Raw genomic sequence first — 19,241 nt, 5'->3', positions numbered from 1 at the left:
TGTCAGTTAAACGGTTTTAAGTCGACACGCGCCATCATTGCGGCCAACTGAGGACGATCGGTAATGCCTACATTACTTTGGCTTACCGCCAGGGCGGCAACAGCCGTCGCCAGACGCAGGGTATGTTCGCTGGACTCACGCATCAGCAGGCCGTAAATCAGACCGCCAACCATTGAATCACCCGCACCGACGGTGCTGACCACCTCAACTGACGGCGGTTTAGCAATCCACTCGCCTGAGGCGTTAACCCACAGCGCACCTTCCGCGCCGAGTGAAATCACCACATGAGCGATCCCCTGCTCGCGAAGCGCATGCGCCGCTTCAATCACATCTTTCATTTCCGGCAGCTTACGACCGGCCCAGATTTCCAGTTCGCGACGGTTTGGCTTCACCAGCCATGGCGCCGCTTTCAGACCTGCTACCAACGCTTCACGACTACTATCAAAGATAATGCAAGGACACTGACTACGCAGGCGCGTCATCCAGTCGGTGAAGGCTTCCGGGCTCACGCCGGTTGGCAAACTGCCGCTGACGCACACCATGTCGAACTGGCCTAGCCAGCTCAGCGAATCATTTACAAAGCGTTCCCAGTCAGCCGGGGTGACTTCAAAGCCGGAGAAGTTGAAGTCAGATACTTCACCGTCTTTTTCGGTCAGCTTGACGTTAATACGGGTACGGCCCTGCACGACCTGAAAACGGTTGGCAATGCCCAGCTCGCTGAACAACTGCTGAAAACCATCCTGGTTGTCTTTACCCAGGAAGCCACCCACAGTGACATCGATACCTAAATCCTTCAAAACCTTAGCGACGTTGATCCCTTTCCCTGCCGCATGCAGACCGGTGGTTTTAACCAGGTTCACTTCACCGCGTTCAATTTCCGGGCAGAAACCCACCAGGTCGTAGGCCGGGTTAAGGGTGATAGTAGCAACACGTCTGCTCATTACGCGCCCTCCCCAAGACCTGCTGCGATGGCTTCGCCAATCGCCTTCAGCGCCTGTTCAGCATCTTCGCCCTGTGCAGTAAAACGCAGGTGATGTCCTTTCTTCACACCTAATGCCACAACTTTCATCAGACTGCGTCCATTCGCCGGTTTGCCGGTTCCATCAAGATTTGTCACGGTAATTTCACTGTTAAATTGTTTAATCGTATTCACCAGCATGGTGCCCGGGCGGGCATGTAAACCATGCTCATTGCGCACAATAAATTCGGCGCTCAGTACATCATCAGTTAAGGCGTCATCGCTGGTCAGCAACGCCAGCACCGTTGCCGCATCAGCTTTCAACAAACGGTCAGCTTTATTATTCAGTAGCAGATCGCCAAGGCGCTTCAGCACCGCAACCGGTTGATCGTCATTCATGGCGACGGTCACCAGCAAGGCTGCCGCTTCACCTTGTACATCGAACGCTGTTGCTGCACGACTAACCGCAACGGCGCTACGCACGTTACCTTCAGCACAGTCATTCAGCCAGATCCCCTGACCGAGATTCATCGGTTGCTCATTGATTGCTCTGGCCACAAAGGTGGCGTCAACCGCACCGACTTCTTTCAGCCGTGCCGCGTTGAGTGCCTGCAGCGTCACCAGCGAGTTGGCCACGACATCCAGCGACAGCGTTTCGTTATCAAGCTTCAGCTGTTCACTTTGCTTTTCACCCATCAGCAGCGCACGCAGTTCTTCCGCCGTGGTCGCAGATTTCAGCTGTTCAGCGACGGAGTCATCGCTCAGCACGTGTGTCAGCTGACGCAGTAAACCGAGGTGTTCATCAGAACTTGCGGCGATGCCGATTGCCACATAAGCAACCTGCCCTTCGCCCCAGGTCACGCCCTGCGGAAACTGAAATACCTGCACACCGGTTTTCAGTACCTGATCGCGCGTGTCCGTCGTACCGTGAGGAATCGCAATACCGTTGCCGAGGAACGTGGACGTCTGTTGTTCGCGCGCCAGCATGCCATCGACGTAGCCTTCCGCGACGTTACCCGCCTGCACTAAGGCAGCGGCAACCTGGCGAATAGCCTCTTCTTTATTCCCGGCCTGTTCGCCCGGGTGAATATCCTGAACAGATAACTGGAACATGATTCTCCTCTCCCGCTGAATTGAAACGATTCAGCCAACATGAGAAAAAAGGCGTCACCCGACTCCATCAGTTAAGGCAAGATGACGCTGAAACGTTTCAAGAAGTCTTGCTCTTTTTTCTTCAGCACACAAGTAAAGTTGACAAATTACTTGCTGAATTTAGAGATAACGCACATTTTCTCTGCGGAGGAGAAAAAATTGCTGACGCAAAAACGCCGTCAGCTTGTCAGATTCAGCAACGTCAGCAAGCAGCATTCTTTGACTGAAATGCTATTTTGATTTTTGATGCCGATTTTGATTTGGCTCCCTGTTTATTTTCTGACAAGCGGCGTAAACTCCGCGTCTCTTCACATCATTGATATCAAAACATGCATAACACCCCCGTAGCCGCCACACCCAAGGCGTTTGATTTAACGTCTTCGGCGTTCCTGCTTGTCGCATTTCTGACGGGTATCGCCGGTGCGTTGCAGACGCCAACGCTCAGCCTTTTTCTGACGGATGAAGTCCACGCCCGTCCCGGCATGGTCGGGTTCTTTTTTACCGGTAGCGCTGTGATCGGCATTCTGGTAAGTCAGTTTCTGGCCGGACGTTCAGATAGAAAAGGCGATCGCAAGAACCTGATTGTGTTTTGCTGCGTGCTGGGGATGCTGGCCTGCGTGCTGTTTGCCTGGAATCGTAATTATTTTATCTTGCTGTTTGTCGGGGTATTCCTCAGCAGCTTTGGATCGACCGCCAACCCGCAAATGTTTGCTCTCGCCCGTGAACACGCCGACCGCACAGGTCGGGAAGCCGTCATGTTCAGCTCAATATTACGTGCGCAGGTTTCGCTAGCCTGGGTAATTGGCCCGCCGCTGGCCTACGCGCTGGCCATGGGATTCAGCTTTACAGTGATGTATCTCAGCGCGGCGGTGGCGTTTGTTGTCTGCGGCGTAATGGTCTGGCTGTTTTTACCCTCAATGAGTAAAAACGTGCCTCTCGCGACAGGCGCAGTTGAGGCCCCGCGCCGCAATCGACGCGACACGTTGCTGCTGTTTGTTATCTGCACATTAATGTGGGGAACCAATAGTCTCTATATCATTAATATGCCGCTGTTTATCATCAACGAACTGCATCTGCCGGAAAAACTGGCTGGCATCATGATGGGCACCGCAGCCGGTCTGGAAATCCCGACCATGTTGATTGCTGGCTATTTTGCAAAGCGTCTGGGTAAACGTCTGTTGATGAGAATTGCCGTCGTTGCCGGATTCTTCTTTTATGCCGGTATGCTGCTGGCTCACTCTCCGGCGATATTGCTTGGCTTACAGCTGCTGAACGCGATTTACATCGGTATTCTCGGCGGGATTGGTATGCTCTATTTCCAGGACCTGATGCCGGGACAGGCGGGTTCAGCCACCACCCTCTATACGAATACCATTCGCGTGGGCTGGATTATTGCCGGATCGCTGGCGGGAATTGCCGCTGAAATTTGGAACTATCACGCGGTGTTCTGGTTTGCGCTGGTGATGATCGTCGCCACCGTCGTATGCCTGGCGCGCATCAAGGACGTTTAAGGCGCGGTCAGCGCTTCAAGCTCGATGAGATAAACCATGGCCTGGTGCGTCGTCCGCCCGCACATTTCCGCACTGGGCTGTAAACCGGCGCACACTTTTGGTCGCAGCGGTGAAGCAAAAATTTTACAGCGCAGGGATTCATCCAACTGAACGCAGGGCGTATTAGCGGGCTTGCCATCAGGCATACCGGGGATGGGACTGGAGATTGAAGGCGCGGTGCAGCATGCACCACAATCCGGACGGCATTCCATACAGTACTCTCTTTATCGTAAACCATCGGATTGTGCGGGAAGGGCACAGTACCACCTTTTTTGCACCAGCAAAAGCATGAATTCCGCTTGCCTGAATGCCCCGGCGCGAGTAGTTTTACGCGATATTTTAGACACTCCTCACTACAGGATTTTTTCGATGCCAAGAGCGAACGAAATTAAAAAAGGTATGGTACTGAACTACAACGGCAAACTGCTGATTGTAAAAGATATCGATATTCAATCACCGTCTGCACGTGGTGCTGCCACGCTGTACAAAATGCGTTTTTCTGATGTGCGTACCGGTCTGAAAGTTGAAGAGCGCTTCAAAGGCGACGATATCGTGGATACCGTCACTCTGAGCCGTCGTGGCGTTGATTTCTCCTACGTCGATGGCAACGAATACATCTTTATGGATAAAGAAGACTATACCCCGTATACCTTCACCAAAGACCAGATTGAAGAAGAGCTGCTGTTCATGCCGGAAGGCGGTATGCCGGACATGCAGGTATTGACCTGGGACGGCCAACTGCTGGCGCTTGAACTGCCGCAGACTGTAGACCTGGAAATCGTTGAAACCTCACCGGGTATTAAAGGCGCTTCAGCGAGCGCGCGCAACAAGCCAGCAACCCTGAGCACCGGTCTGGTGATCCAGGTTCCTGAGTATCTAAGTGCGGGTGAAAAAATCCGTATTCATATCGAAGAACGTCGCTATATGGGCCGTGCAGATTAATTTTCTGCTGCGCAGTGACGGCAAGGGACAGCGCAGGCTGTCCCTTTTTTCATTTTCAGCGCTGGCTGCTGAGATAAAAATCATCCATCAACAATGACTCCAGATACTGTTCATCCTCTTGCATAAAACGCACTATCAGATTAACCGCCTGAGGATAAAACCCCTCGTTATCCCGCACCAGACAAGCGTCGCGAAATAACGGTGCCCAGCACAGAATATGATGATGCAAAAAGTAATATTGCGCCGATAGCCTCTCCTCTTTAGCAACCATCCTCGCCATTAATGCCAACTGCACGGCAATATGATCGGAGGGCTCATTCTCTCTCGCTGCCAGACCTTGCTCAATCAGCAACACATTCATTTGCCGACGTTCTTCTGCCGCTGTCGTGTGTGGATAGTGCCCTGCATAGGGAGAAACACTAGCCGGCGGGGCCAGCAGAAACAGCGAGGCAAAATCTGCTGCCAGCTCCAGCTGACGGGAGTCGCGCCGCAAAACCCGGCCCAGGCTACGCTCAAAACGTTTAACCTCGGCAGACACTCCAGGAACCGCCGCCAGTGAGGCAATCCAAGCCTGGCTATCGCCGTTTTCCAGACTGGCGAGCTGTTTTTCATCCAGCTCACGAAATAACAGTTGCGAAAACCACTGGTACACAGCCGCCCGCTGCTGATGAATTTGCTTATGCTGCACTGGTCCCCTCCTCTTTCACAATCTGCGGACCACCGAAAGCCGTCACCTGCGGGGCTTTCTGCTGATAACGCTCGACCTCCACCAGCACAGTATGTGCTGAAGGCCCCTGGGCCAACTGTGAAGTACCGATATCCGCGCTCAGCACGTTCGGGTCGCCATAGGTGCATAATGTCCCGGCTTTCCCTCCTTCCTGCGGGGAATACCATGCGCCTTCATGAATACGAATCACGCCAGGGGAAAAATCCGGACTGACAACCACGCCAGCCAGTACCTGACCACGAGCGTTATAAACGCGGGCGATATCACCGGCTTTTAAGCCACGAGCGGTGGCATCCTGTTCACTGATATAAAGCGGCTCTCTTCCGGCAACCGCATAGGTGTTGCGAAACGCCTCGCTAGAGCACAGTTGGGAATGCAGACGTTTATCCGGATGGCAGGATTGCAGATGCAGCGGGTATTTATCTTTTTTGCCACTATGGGTACGCTCAAAGGGTTCCATCCACACCGGATGCCCCGGACAATCCTCATAGGCAAAGCCCGCGATGGTTTTGCTGTAGATTTCAATCAGACCTGACGGCGTTCCCAGCGGATTCAGGTCTGGCTGGTCGCGAAACTCACCGTGCCGTACCCACGGCTGACCCGGCGGATATTCAATATATCCGTCACCCTGCCAGAACGTTGTGAAATCCGGTAATGAGACACCGAGCGACGCTCCCATCTTCACGCCTTCATCATAAAGCACCTGTATCCACTGCATTTCATCACGGTTTTCTCGGTACACCGCTTCCTTGTCAAAGCGCTTACACAGCCCGGCAAACACATCAAAATCATGTCGCGCTTCATATTGCGGTTTGACGATCTGATGCAACGCCATCAACCCTTTATTCGAATGCGTACCGAACTGCTCAATATCGTTACGTTCAAAGCGGGTGGTAACGGGCAGGACGATATCGGCGAATCGGCACGACGCGGTCCATTGATGATCCAACACCACCACGGTTTCCAGCTTCTTCCACGCGTCGATCATGCGATTCCTGTCCTGCTGCGCATGAAATGGATTTGCCGCACTGTAGATCGCCATTTTGATGTCAGGCCATGTTAACGTCTCGCCGTTAAAGGCAACCTTTTTGCCCGGCTCAAGCAGGCAGTCAACGATACGTGAAGTGGGGATATGCTCCGATGCGCCGCGAAAATCCGCGTTGTACTTTGCCTGCGGGGGATTCGTGATCCCTCCCAGTCCAGAGAGCACAGGCCCGGCGGATGTTACCGTACCTCCACCGTTGTAGTGCCAGCCAAATCCTACCCCGCCGCCGGGCAAACCAATTTGACCGACCATGCTGGCCAGCACCACCAGCATCCACGGATACTGCTCACCATGGTGCATGCGTTGTACGCACCAACCGCCCATAAACTGTGTCCTGCCTTTCACCAACAGGCGGGCGAAGTCTCGGATCTGCTCTGCCGTCAGGCCGCAGATTTCTGCCGCCCATTCGGCATTTTTCGGCTGTTTATCGGCTTCGCCCAGCAGATACGGCAAAAACTGCTCAAAGCCGACGGTGTAATCGGTAATAAACGCCGTGTCGTACAATTTTTCTTCGTACAAGGTATGCGCCAGCGCCAGCATTAACGCCACATCGGTTTGTGGCCGCAACGCCAACTGCTCGCAGCCAAGAAAGTTTTGCGACTTGCTACGCACCGGATCGACACTGATAACGCGCATCTTACCCTGCGCTACCGCCTCTTTAATCTGCTGCCAGTAGCCAAACGCATCGTGATCGGGAACCAAAAACTCGATCTGCAGGTTCTTGATCGGATCGCAGCCCCACAGCACGATGGTATTGCTGTTTTGAATCACCAGCGGAAGCGACGTCTGCTGCTCATAAACTTCCAGCGAACCAATCACATGCGGTAAAATGACTTGTGCCGCTGCCGCAGAATAGTCGCCGACGGTTGTCACATAGCTACCATGCAGGCCAAGTCCCCGGTCCATCGCCCCGCCCGCTTTATGGTATTTGCCCACCATCTGCCAGTCGGCAAGCCCGGTAAATACGCCTGATGAGCCATAGGTTTTTTGCACCCGCTCCAGCTCTTCGTAAAACAGATCCAGCGCCTGATCCCAACTAACCCGTACAAAACGGTTATCTCCGCGCTGGCTGCGATCCGACTTCTCACGCTTACGCAACCAGTCCAGACGCACCATTGGGTAGCGCACCCGCGACGGGTTGTAAACCACTTCACGCACCGCGTTCAGCATATCGCAGGGGTATTTGTCATGTTTGAACGGACGGGTTTCGGTCCACTCACCGTTGACCACTTTGGCTTCAAAAGCGCCATAGTGCGAACCAGATTGAATCCACTGTTCGGGATTTTCCCCCGCCGCCCACACTTTTGATATCAGCGGATTAGGCGCCAGTGCGCTGGCAGCACCCACCGCCAACATACCGCTAAGAAAACGGCGGCGGGACGGATTAAAGTCATGAATATCCATACATTATCCTTACTTTTTGTTGGTTTCAGACACATCACTGGCGTGGGTCTGGAGGTATTTCAACAACGTACGTTCCTCCACCGGATTAAGCCGGTAATAGGTCGACATGGCTTTCAGTCCGGCGATCCAGCCGTTAGCGGTATATCGGGTTGTAGGAGGAGTGCTATGACAGGCGCTACAGGTGGATTGCAGCATTTGATCTGAGTACTCCCAGATTGGCGCGAGCGTGTTGATAAAGTCCTGATCGGTGGTCCAGGCGGTGACGCTCACCTGCTGCCATTCCTGATGTGAGTCAGGATCGACCTGGGTTTGTAGCACTTTTACGTTCGCCATCAGGGGCTCATCGAGAACGGCGGAGAAAACGCGTTTCCCCATATACTGGGTGATCACCCGTCCGCGTCCTTTGCTTTCACGCCAGCCCGTGATTTCGAGCTGCACGTTACGGCCTTCTTTTTTCAGCACCTTGACCTCGGTGGCGGGAAATAACAGCGCCTTCCCGGCCGGACTCTCTGCCGTTGCCGCCAGTGATTTTTCGCTTAATGAGAACAGCGTGGTCGCATCCGTTGGCGTATCTCCTTGACGCTGTAGTTGCTTATAGCGATCGCGAAAACCGCTGCTCATATCGGGTTTGTGATGGGCAATTCCTTTGTGACAATCGATACAGTTACTGTCTTTTGCTGCCGCTGCGGTCATTTGCGCCGCCGCATTTGCCGATTGCTTGCCATGATCCATTGCCTCATAGCTATGGCAGGATTTACACGCCGCTGAATTATTCGCGCTCATGCGCGCCCACTCCCGCTGGGCCAGCTCCGGGCGTTTGGCAGCAAACTTTTCAGGAGTATCGATAGAAGGAGAAATAAAGGTGTGATAGAGGTCGTTTAAGGCTTCAGTTTTACGAATAAGCGTTGGAATAACGCCCGGTGGAATATGACAATCCTTACACTCAACCCGCACGCCAGATGCGTTGCGAAAATGCACGCTGGTTTTATATTCCTCTCCAGCCGTGCGCATCGAGTGACACGATAAACAAAATTCGGTGGTACTGGTGTAATGAACGCCTTGCCACGTTCCCCAAATAGCCAGGGCCATTGCCACCGCCCCAGCCAATACGCACCACAATGCGTTCTTTCTTATCCACGACATGCTTGCCTCCATTTTTTTAATAGCGACACGCTAAGGGATAATAAAAACCAAAAATAGAGACAGCGATAGCAAGTTATAGGAACAGCCACTACTCCATGAGGTGTATCAAATAGTAAAAACGAGAAATTCGTAATATAGTGGCCATATATTAATAAGGAATTCCTCATGCTTACATTAACGCTCAATAGAGAACTCCGCACTCCGCTGCAATTGCAAATTTTTCAATTTTATTTCCAGGCTATTCAGCGGGGAGATTTGCTTTGTGGCGATAAGCTTCCCTCTATTCGCGAGCAGGCTCAGGTATTGAACGTAGCCAAAATAACGGTAGTGATGGCCTATGATAAGCTTATGGCTGCAGGGTTAATCAAGAGCCGACACGGTATTGGCTATGAAGTGATATTCACAACGCCTGTACGTATAACACCAACACTTGTGCCCGTTACCCAGGGTTCTCCGCCCACAAAACCTAAAGCTGCCGGGGTCTCTACCGATGTTTACGCCGAGCCTGGACGAGAGTGCTACTGCCGGATGGGCGTCCCCGATCCCAACGCTTTTCCCTGGTCAAGCTGGCGGAAATGGAATAATGCTCCAAGCATACTTAAAGAACAATTATTTACCCGATATCATTCACCAAATGGATTATTTTCATTGCGTGAGCAATTGGTCAGATACCTTAATTTATCCCGCGGAATTAATACCCGAGCAGAGAACATCATCATTACCAACGGGATTCAGGAAGGATTATCACTGCTCAGCCAAATATTTATTATTCACCATGCTGTCAGTCAGCAAAAAAAGTGCCATATTGTGACCGAATCCCCTTGTTATTCTGGCGCATGGCATCTTTTCAATTATTACGGTGCAGACATTACGTCAATCGCCGTAGATAACCTCGGGCTGCAAACAGATAATTTACCCGAGTATGAAACCCAGCTTTGTTATGTTACTCCAGCGCATCAGTATCCGATGGGAAATGTACTTTCGCTGGAGCGCCGTCAGTCATTATTAACGTGGGCGCAACGCGTCGGCGCTTACATCATTGAAGATGATTACGATGCCGTTTTTACCTATGGGGAAAATCCCCTTCCCGCGCTGAAAGCCATGGATTATCACAACCGGGTTATCTACATGGGGACATTTTCTAAAACGCTGGGGCCAGGCGCACGGCTTGGCTATCTTATTTGCCCTGATGAACTGCTTCCGGCGGTACAGAATATGAAAGCGCTCAATAACAACGGCAGTCAGTGGTTGTTGCAGCAATTTTTAGCCGAGCTGATGCAAAATCAGGTGTTTTATACGCATATCAGCAAGCTGGCCTGCAGCTATGCGACGCGCCTCGCCCTGTTACGCGATGGCCTTTCCACTCTGTTTCCCGAAGGGAAAATCGCTGGCGCAACGGCAGGTCTGCACCTCTCGTTACGCATTGCCAGACATACCGAATTCATAGCCAGGCTGCAACAAAGCTGCCTGTTGGCCGGGATCCGTTTCGACACTCTGCCGGATATAGAAAATGGATCAGAAGCCGCCTGGCGCAAAGAGAACAGCGATGCTGTTATGTTTTTTGGATTTGGTGGATTGCAGATACAGCAGATCAATAAAGTGCTGACAGTGCTGGAGCAGGCGCTTGCGCAGCCTTGATGAATAACAGGGATCGCGCCTGTCGCGCAATCCCTGTGGTTAGACTTACAGCAGGTCGCGGAACAGCGTTTGTTTCAGCGCCAGCTCAACGCCGCGGACTTCTGCCAGGCCTTTCAGGCGACCAATCGCAGAGTAGCCCGGATTAGTTTTCTTGTGCAGATCGTCAAGCATCTGGTGTCCATGATCCGGGCGCATCGGGATAGGACGCAGGTCGCCCGCCTTTTTACGCCGCTGCTCTTCGCTCAAAATGGCAGCCACCACCGATACCATATCCACATCGCCCTGCAGGTGCGCACCTTCATGGAAGGTTTTCGGGTTATCTTCACGACAGGTTGAGCGCAGGTGTGTGAAGTGGATTCGATCGCCAAAGGTTTCGATCATTTTCACCAGATCGTTATCAGCGCGCACGCCGTAAGAACCGGTGCACATGGTAAAACCGTTATTAATGCTATCGACCGTTTCTTTCAGCCACTGCATATCTTCGATAGTCGAAACGATACGCGGCAGGCCGAGGATCGGGCGCGGCGGATCGTCAGGATGCACGGCCAGACGCACGCCGACTTCTTCTGCCACTGGCACAATCGCCCGCAGGAATACCGCCATATTATCACGCAGATCGTCCTTGCTGATGCCGTCATATTCAGCGAGACGCGCACGGAACTGATCCAGCGTATAGCCCTCTTCTGCACCTGGCAGCCCAGCAATGATATTGCGGGTCAGCTTTTCAATTTCTGCATCACTCATGGCATTGAAGTAGTCCAGCGCCTGGCGTTGTTCTTCGGCGGTATAATCCGCTTCAGCTCCCGGGCGTTGCAGAATGTGAAGTTCGAAGGCCGCAAAAGCAATCTGGTCAAAACGCAGCGCTTTGGAACCATCCGGCAGCTGATATTCGAGGTCGGTACGCGTCCAGTCGAGGATCGGCATGAAGTTATAGCACACCGTATCGATACCACAGGTCGCCAGATTACGGATACTCTGCTGATAGTTGGCAATCCACGTTTGAAATTGACCTGAACGCGTTTTGATATCTTCGTGGACAGGGATACTTTCCACCACCGACCAGGTCAGCCCTTTTTCAGCCAGAATGGCCTGACGCTGTTGAATTTCTTCTACCGGCCACACTTCACCGTTAGGAATATGGTGCAAGGCGGTCACAACACCCGTTGCGCCAGCCTGACGCACATCATCAAGCGATACCGGATCGTTAGGGAAGGTGCGAATAAGCAGGTCATTTCTTCCCAAGCTGACTCGCTGATTAAAATTTCGCGGATCTGGGCCGATTTTTTTCCCGCAAACACATCGAATCAGCCTATTTAGGCTATTTTTTCCACCATTTCTGGCGTTATTTCCGGTTTTTACTGAGATCTCTCCCACTGACGTATCATTTGGTCCACCCGAAACAGGTTGGCCAGGGTGAATAACATCGCCAGTTGGTTATCGTTTTTCAGCAGCCCCTTGTATCTGGCTTTCACGAAGCCGAACTGCCGCTTGATGATGCGAAACGGGTGCTCCACCCTGGCACGGATGCTGGCTTTCATGTATTCGATGTTGATGGCCGTTTTGTTCTTGCGCGGATTCTGCTTCAAGGTTTTTACCTTGCCGGGACGCTCGGCGATCAGCCAGTCCACATCCACCTCGGCCAGCTCCTCGCGCTGTGGCGCTCCTTGGTAGCCGGCATCGGCTGAGACAAATTGCTCCTCTCCATGAAGCAGATTACCCAGCTGATTGAGGTCATGCTCGTTGGCCGCGGTGGTGACCAGGCTGTGGGTCAGGCCACTCTTGGCATCGACACCAATGTGGGCCTTCATGCCAAAGTGCCACTGATTGCCTTTCTTGGTCTGATGCATCTCCGGATCGCGTTGCTGCTCTTTGTTCTTGGTAGAGCTGGGTGCCTCAATGATGGTGGCATCCACCAAAGTGCCTTGGGTCATCATGACGCCTGCTTCGGCCAGCCAGCGATTGATGGTCTTGAACAATTGACGGGCCAGTTGATGCTGCTCGAGCAGGTGGCGGAAATTCATGATGGTGGTGCGATCCGGCAGGGCGCTATCCAGGGATAATCGGGCAAACAGGCGCATGGAGGCGATTTCGTACAGGGCATCTTCCATGGCACCGTCGCTCAGGTTGTACCAATGCTGCATGCAGTGAATACGCAGCATGGTCTCCAGCGGATAGGGCCGTCGGCCATTGCCCGCCTTGGGATAAAACGGCTCGATGACAGCGGTCATATTCTGCCATGGCAAAATCTGCTCCATGCGGGAGAGGAAAATCTCTTTTCGGGTCTGACGGCGCTTAGTGCTGAATTCACTATCGGCGAAGGTGAGTTGATGGCTCATGATGTCCCTCTGGGATGCGCTCCGGATGAATATGATGATCTCATATCAGGAACTTGTTCGCACCTTCCTTAGGTCCGTACCAACGCCAGGTTTGTTCCATTGTTTCACCTCACAAGTTGTTATACCAAATTAAATCATCTTAATGACGACTACCATACAGGCATCCGTCAACCGATCAACACATTGCCGATGATTGGTTGATCAAGCTCACATTCCCCGGATAAATGAGGCACACCAATTCAATTTGTTGTCATATAACTTTATACTGCCATTGTTAATTTATGGTTAATCAGGTGTATTAAATGAAAACTATTGCCTCAGCGCCACTGGCGGAAAATGTCATGATGCCGCAATACGACCGCCAGCAATTAAAAACGCGGATTGTGCATTTTGGTTTCGGTGCTTTTCACCGCGCCCATCAGGCGTTACTAACCGACAGGGTGCTGAATGCGCAGGGTGGAGACTGGGGTATTTGTGAGATCAGTCTGTTCAGCGGCGATCGACTGATGAGCCAACTGCGCGAACAGGATCATTTATTTACCGTGCTGGAAAAAGGGGCCAACCGCAACCAGCCAATTGTTATCGGCGCCGTCAACGAATGTCTCAACGCCAGGCTGGATTCGCTGGCGGCCATTATCGAAAAATTCTGCGAACCTCAGGTGGCTATTGTCTCGCTAACCATCACTGAAAAAGGCTACTGCATCGATCCGGCGACAGGCTCGTTAGACCTCAGTAATCCACGTATTGCTCACGATCTGCAAACACCGACTGAACCGCACTCCGCCCCCGGAATTATTGTTGAAGCCCTACACCGCCGACGTGAACGCGGGCTACAGCCGTTTACCGTCCTCTCTTGCGATAACATCCCGGACAATGGTCATGTGGTAAAAAACGCCGTCCTTGGAATGGCGGAGAAACGTTCACCAGAACTGGCAACCTGGATTCAGGAACATGTCAGTTTCCCAGGCACCATGGTCGACCGCATTGTCCCTGCCGCCACTGAAGAGTCACTGGCCGAAATTGCCCGCGAGCTGGGGGTTGCCGATCCTTGCGCAATCAGCTGCGAACCGTTTATCCAGTGGGTGATTGAAGATAATTTTGTGTGTGGCCGCCCACAATGGGAAACGGCCGGCGTCCAGATGGTCGAAAATGTGTTGCCGTGGGAACAAATGAAACTGCGGATGCTGAACGGCAGTCATTCGTTTCTTGCTTATCTCGGCTATCTGGCCGGGTTCCAGCACATCAGCGACTGTATGCAGGACAGCGCTTTTCGTGAAGCCGCTTACCGCCTGATGCTCAACGAACAGGCACCCACGCTGCAAATTACCGATGTGGATTTAGACCAGTATGCCCTAAGCCTGTTGGAGCGTTTTGCCAACCCAGCGTTGAAACATAAAACCTGGCAAATCGCGATGGACGGTAGCCAGAAATTACCCCAGCGCATGTTGGAAGGGATCCGCGTACATTTAGCCCGCCAAAGTGAGTGGCCACTGCTGGCGCTCGGCGTCGCAGGCTGGATGCGTTATGTGAGCGGCGTGGATGATTCAGGCACCGCTATTGATGTTCGTGACCCGTTGAGTGAGAAAATTGCCGCTCTGGTTAAACAGAGCACAGAGTCAGAACGCGTCAACGCCCTGCTTTCGCTGCGCGAGATTTTCGCCACCGATCTCGTACAGAATCCGCAGTTTGTCGCGGCCATTCAGCAGGCCTGGCAACGCATTGCCCAATACGGTGCGCATCAGGCTGTCATTGAGACGTTAAAAAGTTAACGATTTCTGCCATTAAGCAGGACGAAGCGCCTCTTCGTCCTCTCCCCCCTTCTCTTTTTCCCCGTTTTTCGCCAGGATTGTTAAATGCCATTACGGTAATTTATGATTCTGGAGTAAATGTGACTAAAACCAATCTCATCACCGGTTTTCTCGGCAGTGGCAAAACCACCTCTATTCTTCATTTATTGGCAAACAAAGATCCTGCTGAAAAGTGGGCCGTGCTGGTTAATGAGTTTGGCGAAGTTGGCATTGATGGCGCGTTGCTGGCCGACAGCGGTGCGCTGCTAAAAGAGATCCCCGGCGGCTGTATGTGCTGTGTTAACGGCCTGCCAATGCAGGTTGGCCTCAATACGCTGCTGCGTCAGGGAAAACCCGACCGTCTGCTGATTGAGCCCACCGGCCTCGGGCATCCCAAACAGATTCTGGATTTACTCACTGCACCGGTTTATGAGCCGTGGATCGATCTGCGCGCAACCCTCTGTATCCTTGATCCTCGCCTGTTACTGGATGAGAAAAGCGTCGCCAATGACAATTTCCGCGATCAGCTGGCCGCCGCTGATATCATTGTTGCCAACAAAACCGACCGTGCCACGACGGAAAGCGAAAACGCCCTGCAAAGCTGGTGGCAACACTACGGCGGTAATCGCCAGTTAGTTCATGCCGACCATGGGCAAATTGACGGACAGCTACTGAATTTGCCCCGACTAAACCTGGCGGAGCTTCCTGCAAGCGCGGAGCACGCCCATAGCCATGCCAACAAAAAGGGGCTGGCAGCGTTGAGCTTACCCGCACAGCAGCGCTGGCGTCGTAGCCTGAACAGCGGTCAGGGCCATCAGGCCTGCGGTTGGATTTTTGACGCCGATACAGTGTTCGATACCATCGGTCTGCTGGAATGGTCGCGTCTTGCTCCTGTTGGACGCGTGAAGGGGGTAATGCGTATTAAAGAAGGACTGGTACGCATTAACCGCCAGGGAGACGACTGGCATATAGAGACGCAAAACGTCGCACCACCCGATAGCCGTATTGAACTCATCGCCGATACCGAGACCGACTGGAATGCGTTACAGAGCGCGTTGTTGAGACTTCGTTTAGACGCTAGCGCGTAAGGTTGCCTTCGTTTTTAGCAATGGTAAACGACGATGAAAACCCGATACCCTTCAATCCTCCTGCTAAATATTGCGGGCCTGGCACTGTTTATGTCCTGGTATATTCCAGTCGGGCATGGGTTCTGGTCTTCACTGGATACGGGCGTTTTCCGCTTCTTTAATCATAAACTGGTGGAAAGCCCACTGTTCTTATGGGTTGTTGCTATTACCAATAATCGGGCATTTGATGGCTGCTCATTGCTGGCTATGGGCGCATTGATGCTGCACTTTTGGCTCAAAGAGACGTCGGAAGGTCGCCGACGTATTGTAGCTATCGGTTTGGTTATGCTGCTCACCGCAGTGGTATTAAATCAGCTGGGCCAGGCGCTTATTCCCGTTAAACGCGCCAGCCCGACCCTGATGCTGGATAATATTTATCGCGTCAGCGAACTGCTGCATATTCCGACCAAAGATGCGTCGAGAGACAGTTTTCCTGGCGATCACGGCATGATGCTGCTTATTTTTTCCGCATTTATGCTGCGTTATTTCGGAAAAGTCGCAGGAATAATCGGCCTTATTATTGCTGTGGTTTTTGCCTTTCCACGCGTAATGATTGGCGCTCACTGGCTCACTGATATCGTGGTTGGTTCCATGACGGTGGTCTTGATTGGCCTTCCCTGGTGGCTAATGACGCCATTAAGTGACCGATTAGTCACTCTGTTCGTGAATTATCTCCCCGGCAAAAACAAACAATTTTTAAACAAATAACGCAGAGTAATTAACATCATCAGGGATGCTTCTGATTCCCTGATGATGCCGGGCAATATTTCATCATTCTGATTGTCATTCCCCTGTCATCTTATTCATGTTTAAAATGAGTAGGTTGCGTATTTTTTACCCTGATTGTTCTTAATTTAGACAATGCCGTTTATTCACTTTCTGTATCAATTTTTCTTATAAGAAATCACGTAAAATCACTCGCATTGACCGGAACGATCGGGTAATCTCGAACTCGTTTTGCCTCGCGGGATAATTATTCCCTTTCAGAATAAATTTGTGCGTTCTGCCACAGATTTGACCTTAAGGAATTGTCTCATCGTGCGATGGTAATTAGTCTCGTCACGTTTGGCATTTTTTATAACGATATTTATCGTTAAGGACTTCAAGGGAAAACAAACAAAATGGTCAAATCTCAACCGATTTTGAGATATATCTTGCGGGGCATCCCCGCGATAGCAGTTGCGGTTCTGCTTTCTGCATGTAGCACAACGAACACCGCCAAGAATATGCATTCTGAGACGCATGCTGTGGGCAATGGAGATAACTCTTCACTGCAAGCCTCTCAGGATGAATTTGAAAATATGGTACGTAATATCGATGTTAAATCACGTATTATGGACCAGTATGCTGACTGGAAAGGCGTGCGTTACCGCCTTGGCGGCAGCACCAAAAAAGGTATTGATTGCTCAAGCTTCGTGCAGCGTACATTCCGCGAGCAATTTGGTTTAGAGCTTCCGCGCTCAACCTATGAACAACAGGAAACGGGAAAATCCGTTTCGCGCACTAATCTGCGCACAGGCGATCTGGTTCTGTTCCGTGCTGGCTCTACCGGCCGTCACGTCGGTATTTATATCGGTAACAACCAGTTTGTACATGCCTCGACCAGCAGTGGCGTTATCATTTCCAGCATGAACGAGCCTTACTGGAAAAAACGCTACAACGAAGCTCGCCGGGTTCTGAGCCGCAGTTAGTTTCGTTTGGCAGCTATCCCTTGGCTATCCTGATGAGACATTCCAAAAGCACTGCTTCGGCGGTGCTTTTTTGTTTCACCCTGCGACTAAGAAAAATCTCACAACATGAGTCATTTCAGGTTATATTCATACAGAGTAAGCGGTTAAATCAGGTAAAATAAGGATCTATGTTCAGACGCTCTTCTTCATCCGGTCGGAAAATCCTGCTTTCCTGTATGTTAACGGGGCTTATCGTCGCAATACTCGTGAGTACCCTGCAGTTTTTCGTCACCTGGCATAAACGAGAAGTTAAGTACGACACGCTCCTTGCCGATATCCAGAATTACGTCAGCAGCTACTTCACCGACCTCAAAACCACCACCGATGCCCTTCAGCCGCTGGTTGCCAACAGTTGCCAACAAGTCAGCGCTAAACTGACCTCCAGTGCAGCCTTTAGCCTGAACGTTCGCGCTTTTTTACTGGTAAAAGACGGCATCGCTTTCTGCTCTTCCGCAACAGGTTCCATGTTCACTCCGATTTTAGATTTGATCCCGAACCTCGATATCAGCAGAAATATTGATGTGGAATTACTTCCCGGTACGCCCATGATGCCGGACAAACCAGCGATCATGATTTGGCACCGAAACGCGTCGTTCAATGATAGCGGCGTATTTACCTCACTGAATATCAATCTGGCGCCTTACCTACTCTATACCGCCCGGCAGGATGATTTTGACGGTATTGCTATTATCGTCGGTAATACCGCAATTTCGACATTCTCATCGCGAATCATCGATGTCTCCGCTCTTCCTCATACCTCCTGGCGGCAGGCCACTCTTGAAGGGATCCCGCTTAAAATTCGCTTATACGCACAAGAGTGGAACTATACCGACGTCTGGTATTCTATTTTGTTGGGATGTATGGCCGGGATTATTGCCTCCCTTCTCCTCTGGTACTACATCTACAGCATCCGTTTACGCCCAGGCAAAGATATCCTCAACGCCATCAAACATAACCAGTTTTATGTGGTGTACCAGCCCGTCGTAGAGATGCAAACGCTGGAAGTGAAAGGCGTCGAGGTCCTGTTACGTTGGAATCACCCAACAACGGGCGAGATCCCACCGGATGCCTTTATTCATTACGCTGAATCACAGAAAATGATTGTCCCGCTGACTCAGCATCTCTTTAAGTTGATCGCCCAGGATGCCCCGACGCTGCAAAAGGTATTTCCCGCTGGCGCAAAATTGGGGATCAATATCGCGCCATCACATCTGCATGGCGAGACGTTTAAAGACGACATTCGGCACCTGCACGCTTCGCTTCCCGCAGACTATTTTCAGATAGTACTGGAAATCACTGAACGAGATATGCTCAATCAGCACGAGGCCACAAAGCTATTTGAATGGCTGCATTCCGCAGGTTTTGAAATTGCGATTGATGATTTTGGCACCGGTCATAGTGCGCTTATTTACCTGGAACGGTTTACCGTTGACTACCTGAAAATCGATCGCGGGTTTATTAACGCCATTGGGACGGAAACACTGACTTCTCCGGTACTGGACGCCGTGTTGACACTTTCTAAACGTCTTAATATGCTGACGGTTGCGGAAGGGGTAGAAACTCCTGAGCAAGCCCGTTGGCTGCGCGATCGTGGGGTGCATTTTTTCCAGGGGTACTGGATTAGCCGACCATTACAGCTTGCTGATTTTGTGCGTTGGATGGCACAGCCCAATAAGCCGACGTGGTGATCGCAGTATGCGAT

At 51.7% G+C, this 19,241-nt stretch carries 17 protein-coding genes; 9 read left to right on the top strand and 8 right to left on the bottom strand.

Going from position 1 to position 19,241, the window contains the following annotated elements:
- Positions 1–2 precede the first annotated feature (2 nt).
- Entirely contained in the window at positions 3–941 is a 939-nt protein-coding gene (gene fruK / locus IB222_RS07855) for a 1-phosphofructokinase (RefSeq protein WP_003834544.1), read from the bottom strand.
- A complete protein-coding gene (gene fruB, locus IB222_RS07850) occupies positions 941–2,071 on the bottom strand; it encodes a fused PTS fructose transporter subunit IIA/HPr protein (protein WP_003834546.1) in 1,131 nt (376 codons plus the stop codon). The genes fruK and fruB overlap by 1 nt, the downstream gene beginning before the upstream one ends.
- Positions 2,072–2,091: 20 nt before the next feature.
- On the opposite strand from fruB, the gene IB222_RS07845 reads away from it, so the two are divergent.
- On the top strand, positions 2,092–2,337 hold the full coding sequence (locus tag IB222_RS07845) for a hypothetical protein (protein WP_166465285.1): 246 nt from the start codon (positions 2,092–2,094) through the stop codon (positions 2,335–2,337).
- Between the two features lie 102 nt (positions 2,338–2,439).
- Positions 2,440–3,621: a sugar efflux transporter SetB gene (gene setB, locus IB222_RS07840; protein ID WP_057066526.1), complete on the top strand. Its 1,182-nt coding sequence runs from the start codon at positions 2,440–2,442 to the stop codon at positions 3,619–3,621.
- Here the strand turns inward: setB and IB222_RS07835 are convergent.
- Positions 3,618–3,872: a YkgJ family cysteine cluster protein gene (locus tag IB222_RS07835; RefSeq protein ID WP_081364641.1), complete on the bottom strand. Its 255-nt coding sequence runs from the start codon at positions 3,870–3,872 to the stop codon at positions 3,618–3,620. The genes setB and IB222_RS07835 overlap by 4 nt on opposite strands.
- 157 nt (positions 3,873–4,029) lie before the next feature.
- Here IB222_RS07835 and yeiP point away from each other — a divergent pair, with 157 nt between their 5' ends.
- Entirely contained in the window at positions 4,030–4,602 is a 573-nt protein-coding gene (yeiP, locus tag IB222_RS07830) for an elongation factor P-like protein YeiP (RefSeq protein ID WP_003027452.1), read from the top strand.
- A gap of 55 nt (positions 4,603–4,657) precedes the next feature.
- Here yeiP and torD read toward each other — a convergent pair whose 3' ends face one another.
- Genes torD through torC form a run of 3 tightly spaced genes read right to left on the bottom strand, consistent with a single transcriptional unit; the run spans position 4,658 to position 8,921 of the window.
- Complete coding sequence (gene torD / locus IB222_RS07825) at positions 4,658–5,290, bottom strand: molecular chaperone TorD (protein WP_063940528.1); 633 nt, start codon at positions 5,288–5,290, stop codon at positions 4,658–4,660.
- On the bottom strand, positions 5,280–7,778 hold the full coding sequence (gene torA / locus IB222_RS07820; RefSeq protein WP_149385116.1) for a trimethylamine-N-oxide reductase TorA: 2,499 nt from the start codon (positions 7,776–7,778) through the stop codon (positions 5,280–5,282). The genes torD and torA overlap by 11 nt, the downstream gene beginning before the upstream one ends.
- A 9-nt stretch (positions 7,779–7,787) precedes the next feature.
- Positions 7,788–8,921 (bottom strand): pentaheme c-type cytochrome TorC, encoded by a 1,134-nt coding sequence (gene torC, locus IB222_RS07815; RefSeq protein WP_149385115.1) that lies wholly within the window; start codon positions 8,919–8,921, stop codon positions 7,788–7,790.
- A 165-nt stretch (positions 8,922–9,086) separates the two neighbouring features.
- Here torC and IB222_RS07810 point away from each other — a divergent pair, with 165 nt between their 5' ends.
- Complete coding sequence (locus tag IB222_RS07810) at positions 9,087–10,559, top strand: PLP-dependent aminotransferase family protein (protein ID WP_149385114.1); 1,473 nt, start codon at positions 9,087–9,089, stop codon at positions 10,557–10,559.
- 45 nt (positions 10,560–10,604) lie between these two features.
- Here IB222_RS07810 and uxuA read toward each other — a convergent pair whose 3' ends face one another.
- Both uxuA and IB222_RS07800 read right to left on the bottom strand, forming a co-directional pair.
- A complete protein-coding gene (gene uxuA, locus IB222_RS07805; RefSeq protein ID WP_149385121.1) occupies positions 10,605–11,786 on the bottom strand; it encodes a mannonate dehydratase in 1,182 nt (393 codons plus the stop codon).
- 128 nt (positions 11,787–11,914) lie between these two features.
- Positions 11,915–12,895, bottom strand: a complete 981-nt coding sequence (locus tag IB222_RS07800) for an IS5-like element ISKpn26 family transposase (protein WP_000019448.1) — start codon at positions 12,893–12,895, stop codon at positions 11,915–11,917.
- A gap of 302 nt (positions 12,896–13,197) precedes the next feature.
- On the opposite strand from IB222_RS07800, the gene IB222_RS07795 reads away from it, so the two are divergent.
- The 5 genes from IB222_RS07795 (at position 13,198) to IB222_RS07775 (ending at position 19,227) form a co-directional block, all read left to right on the top strand.
- The gene (locus tag IB222_RS07795) at positions 13,198–14,664 is read left to right on the top strand and encodes a fructuronate reductase (RefSeq protein WP_149384776.1); all 1,467 of its coding nucleotides are present in this window, start codon (positions 13,198–13,200) and stop codon (positions 14,662–14,664) included.
- A 119-nt stretch (positions 14,665–14,783) separates the two neighbouring features.
- Complete coding sequence (locus IB222_RS07790; protein ID WP_126317673.1) at positions 14,784–15,770, top strand: GTP-binding protein; 987 nt, start codon at positions 14,784–14,786, stop codon at positions 15,768–15,770.
- Between the two features lie 33 nt (positions 15,771–15,803).
- Positions 15,804–16,517: a phosphatase PAP2 family protein gene (locus IB222_RS07785; RefSeq protein ID WP_126317672.1), complete on the top strand. Its 714-nt coding sequence runs from the start codon at positions 15,804–15,806 to the stop codon at positions 16,515–16,517.
- 413 nt (positions 16,518–16,930) lie between these two features.
- Positions 16,931–17,500: a bifunctional murein DD-endopeptidase/murein LD-carboxypeptidase gene (mepS, locus tag IB222_RS07780; protein ID WP_003834567.1), complete on the top strand. Its 570-nt coding sequence runs from the start codon at positions 16,931–16,933 to the stop codon at positions 17,498–17,500.
- A 167-nt stretch (positions 17,501–17,667) separates the two neighbouring features.
- Positions 17,668–19,227 carry a cyclic di-GMP phosphodiesterase gene (locus tag IB222_RS07775; RefSeq protein ID WP_149384775.1) on the top strand — a complete coding sequence of 520 codons (1,560 nt, stop codon included), beginning with the start codon at positions 17,668–17,670 and terminating at the stop codon, positions 19,225–19,227.
- The last annotated feature ends 14 nt before the right edge of the window (positions 19,228–19,241 follow it).

Origin of the sequence: Citrobacter sp. C13, from assembly GCF_014596815.2 — a bacterium.
GTDB classification, from domain to species: Bacteria; Pseudomonadota; Gammaproteobacteria; order Enterobacterales; family Enterobacteriaceae; genus Citrobacter; species Citrobacter portucalensis.
Note: the sequence above shows the minus strand (reverse complement) of the source record. Positions and strands in the feature narration are given on the sequence as shown.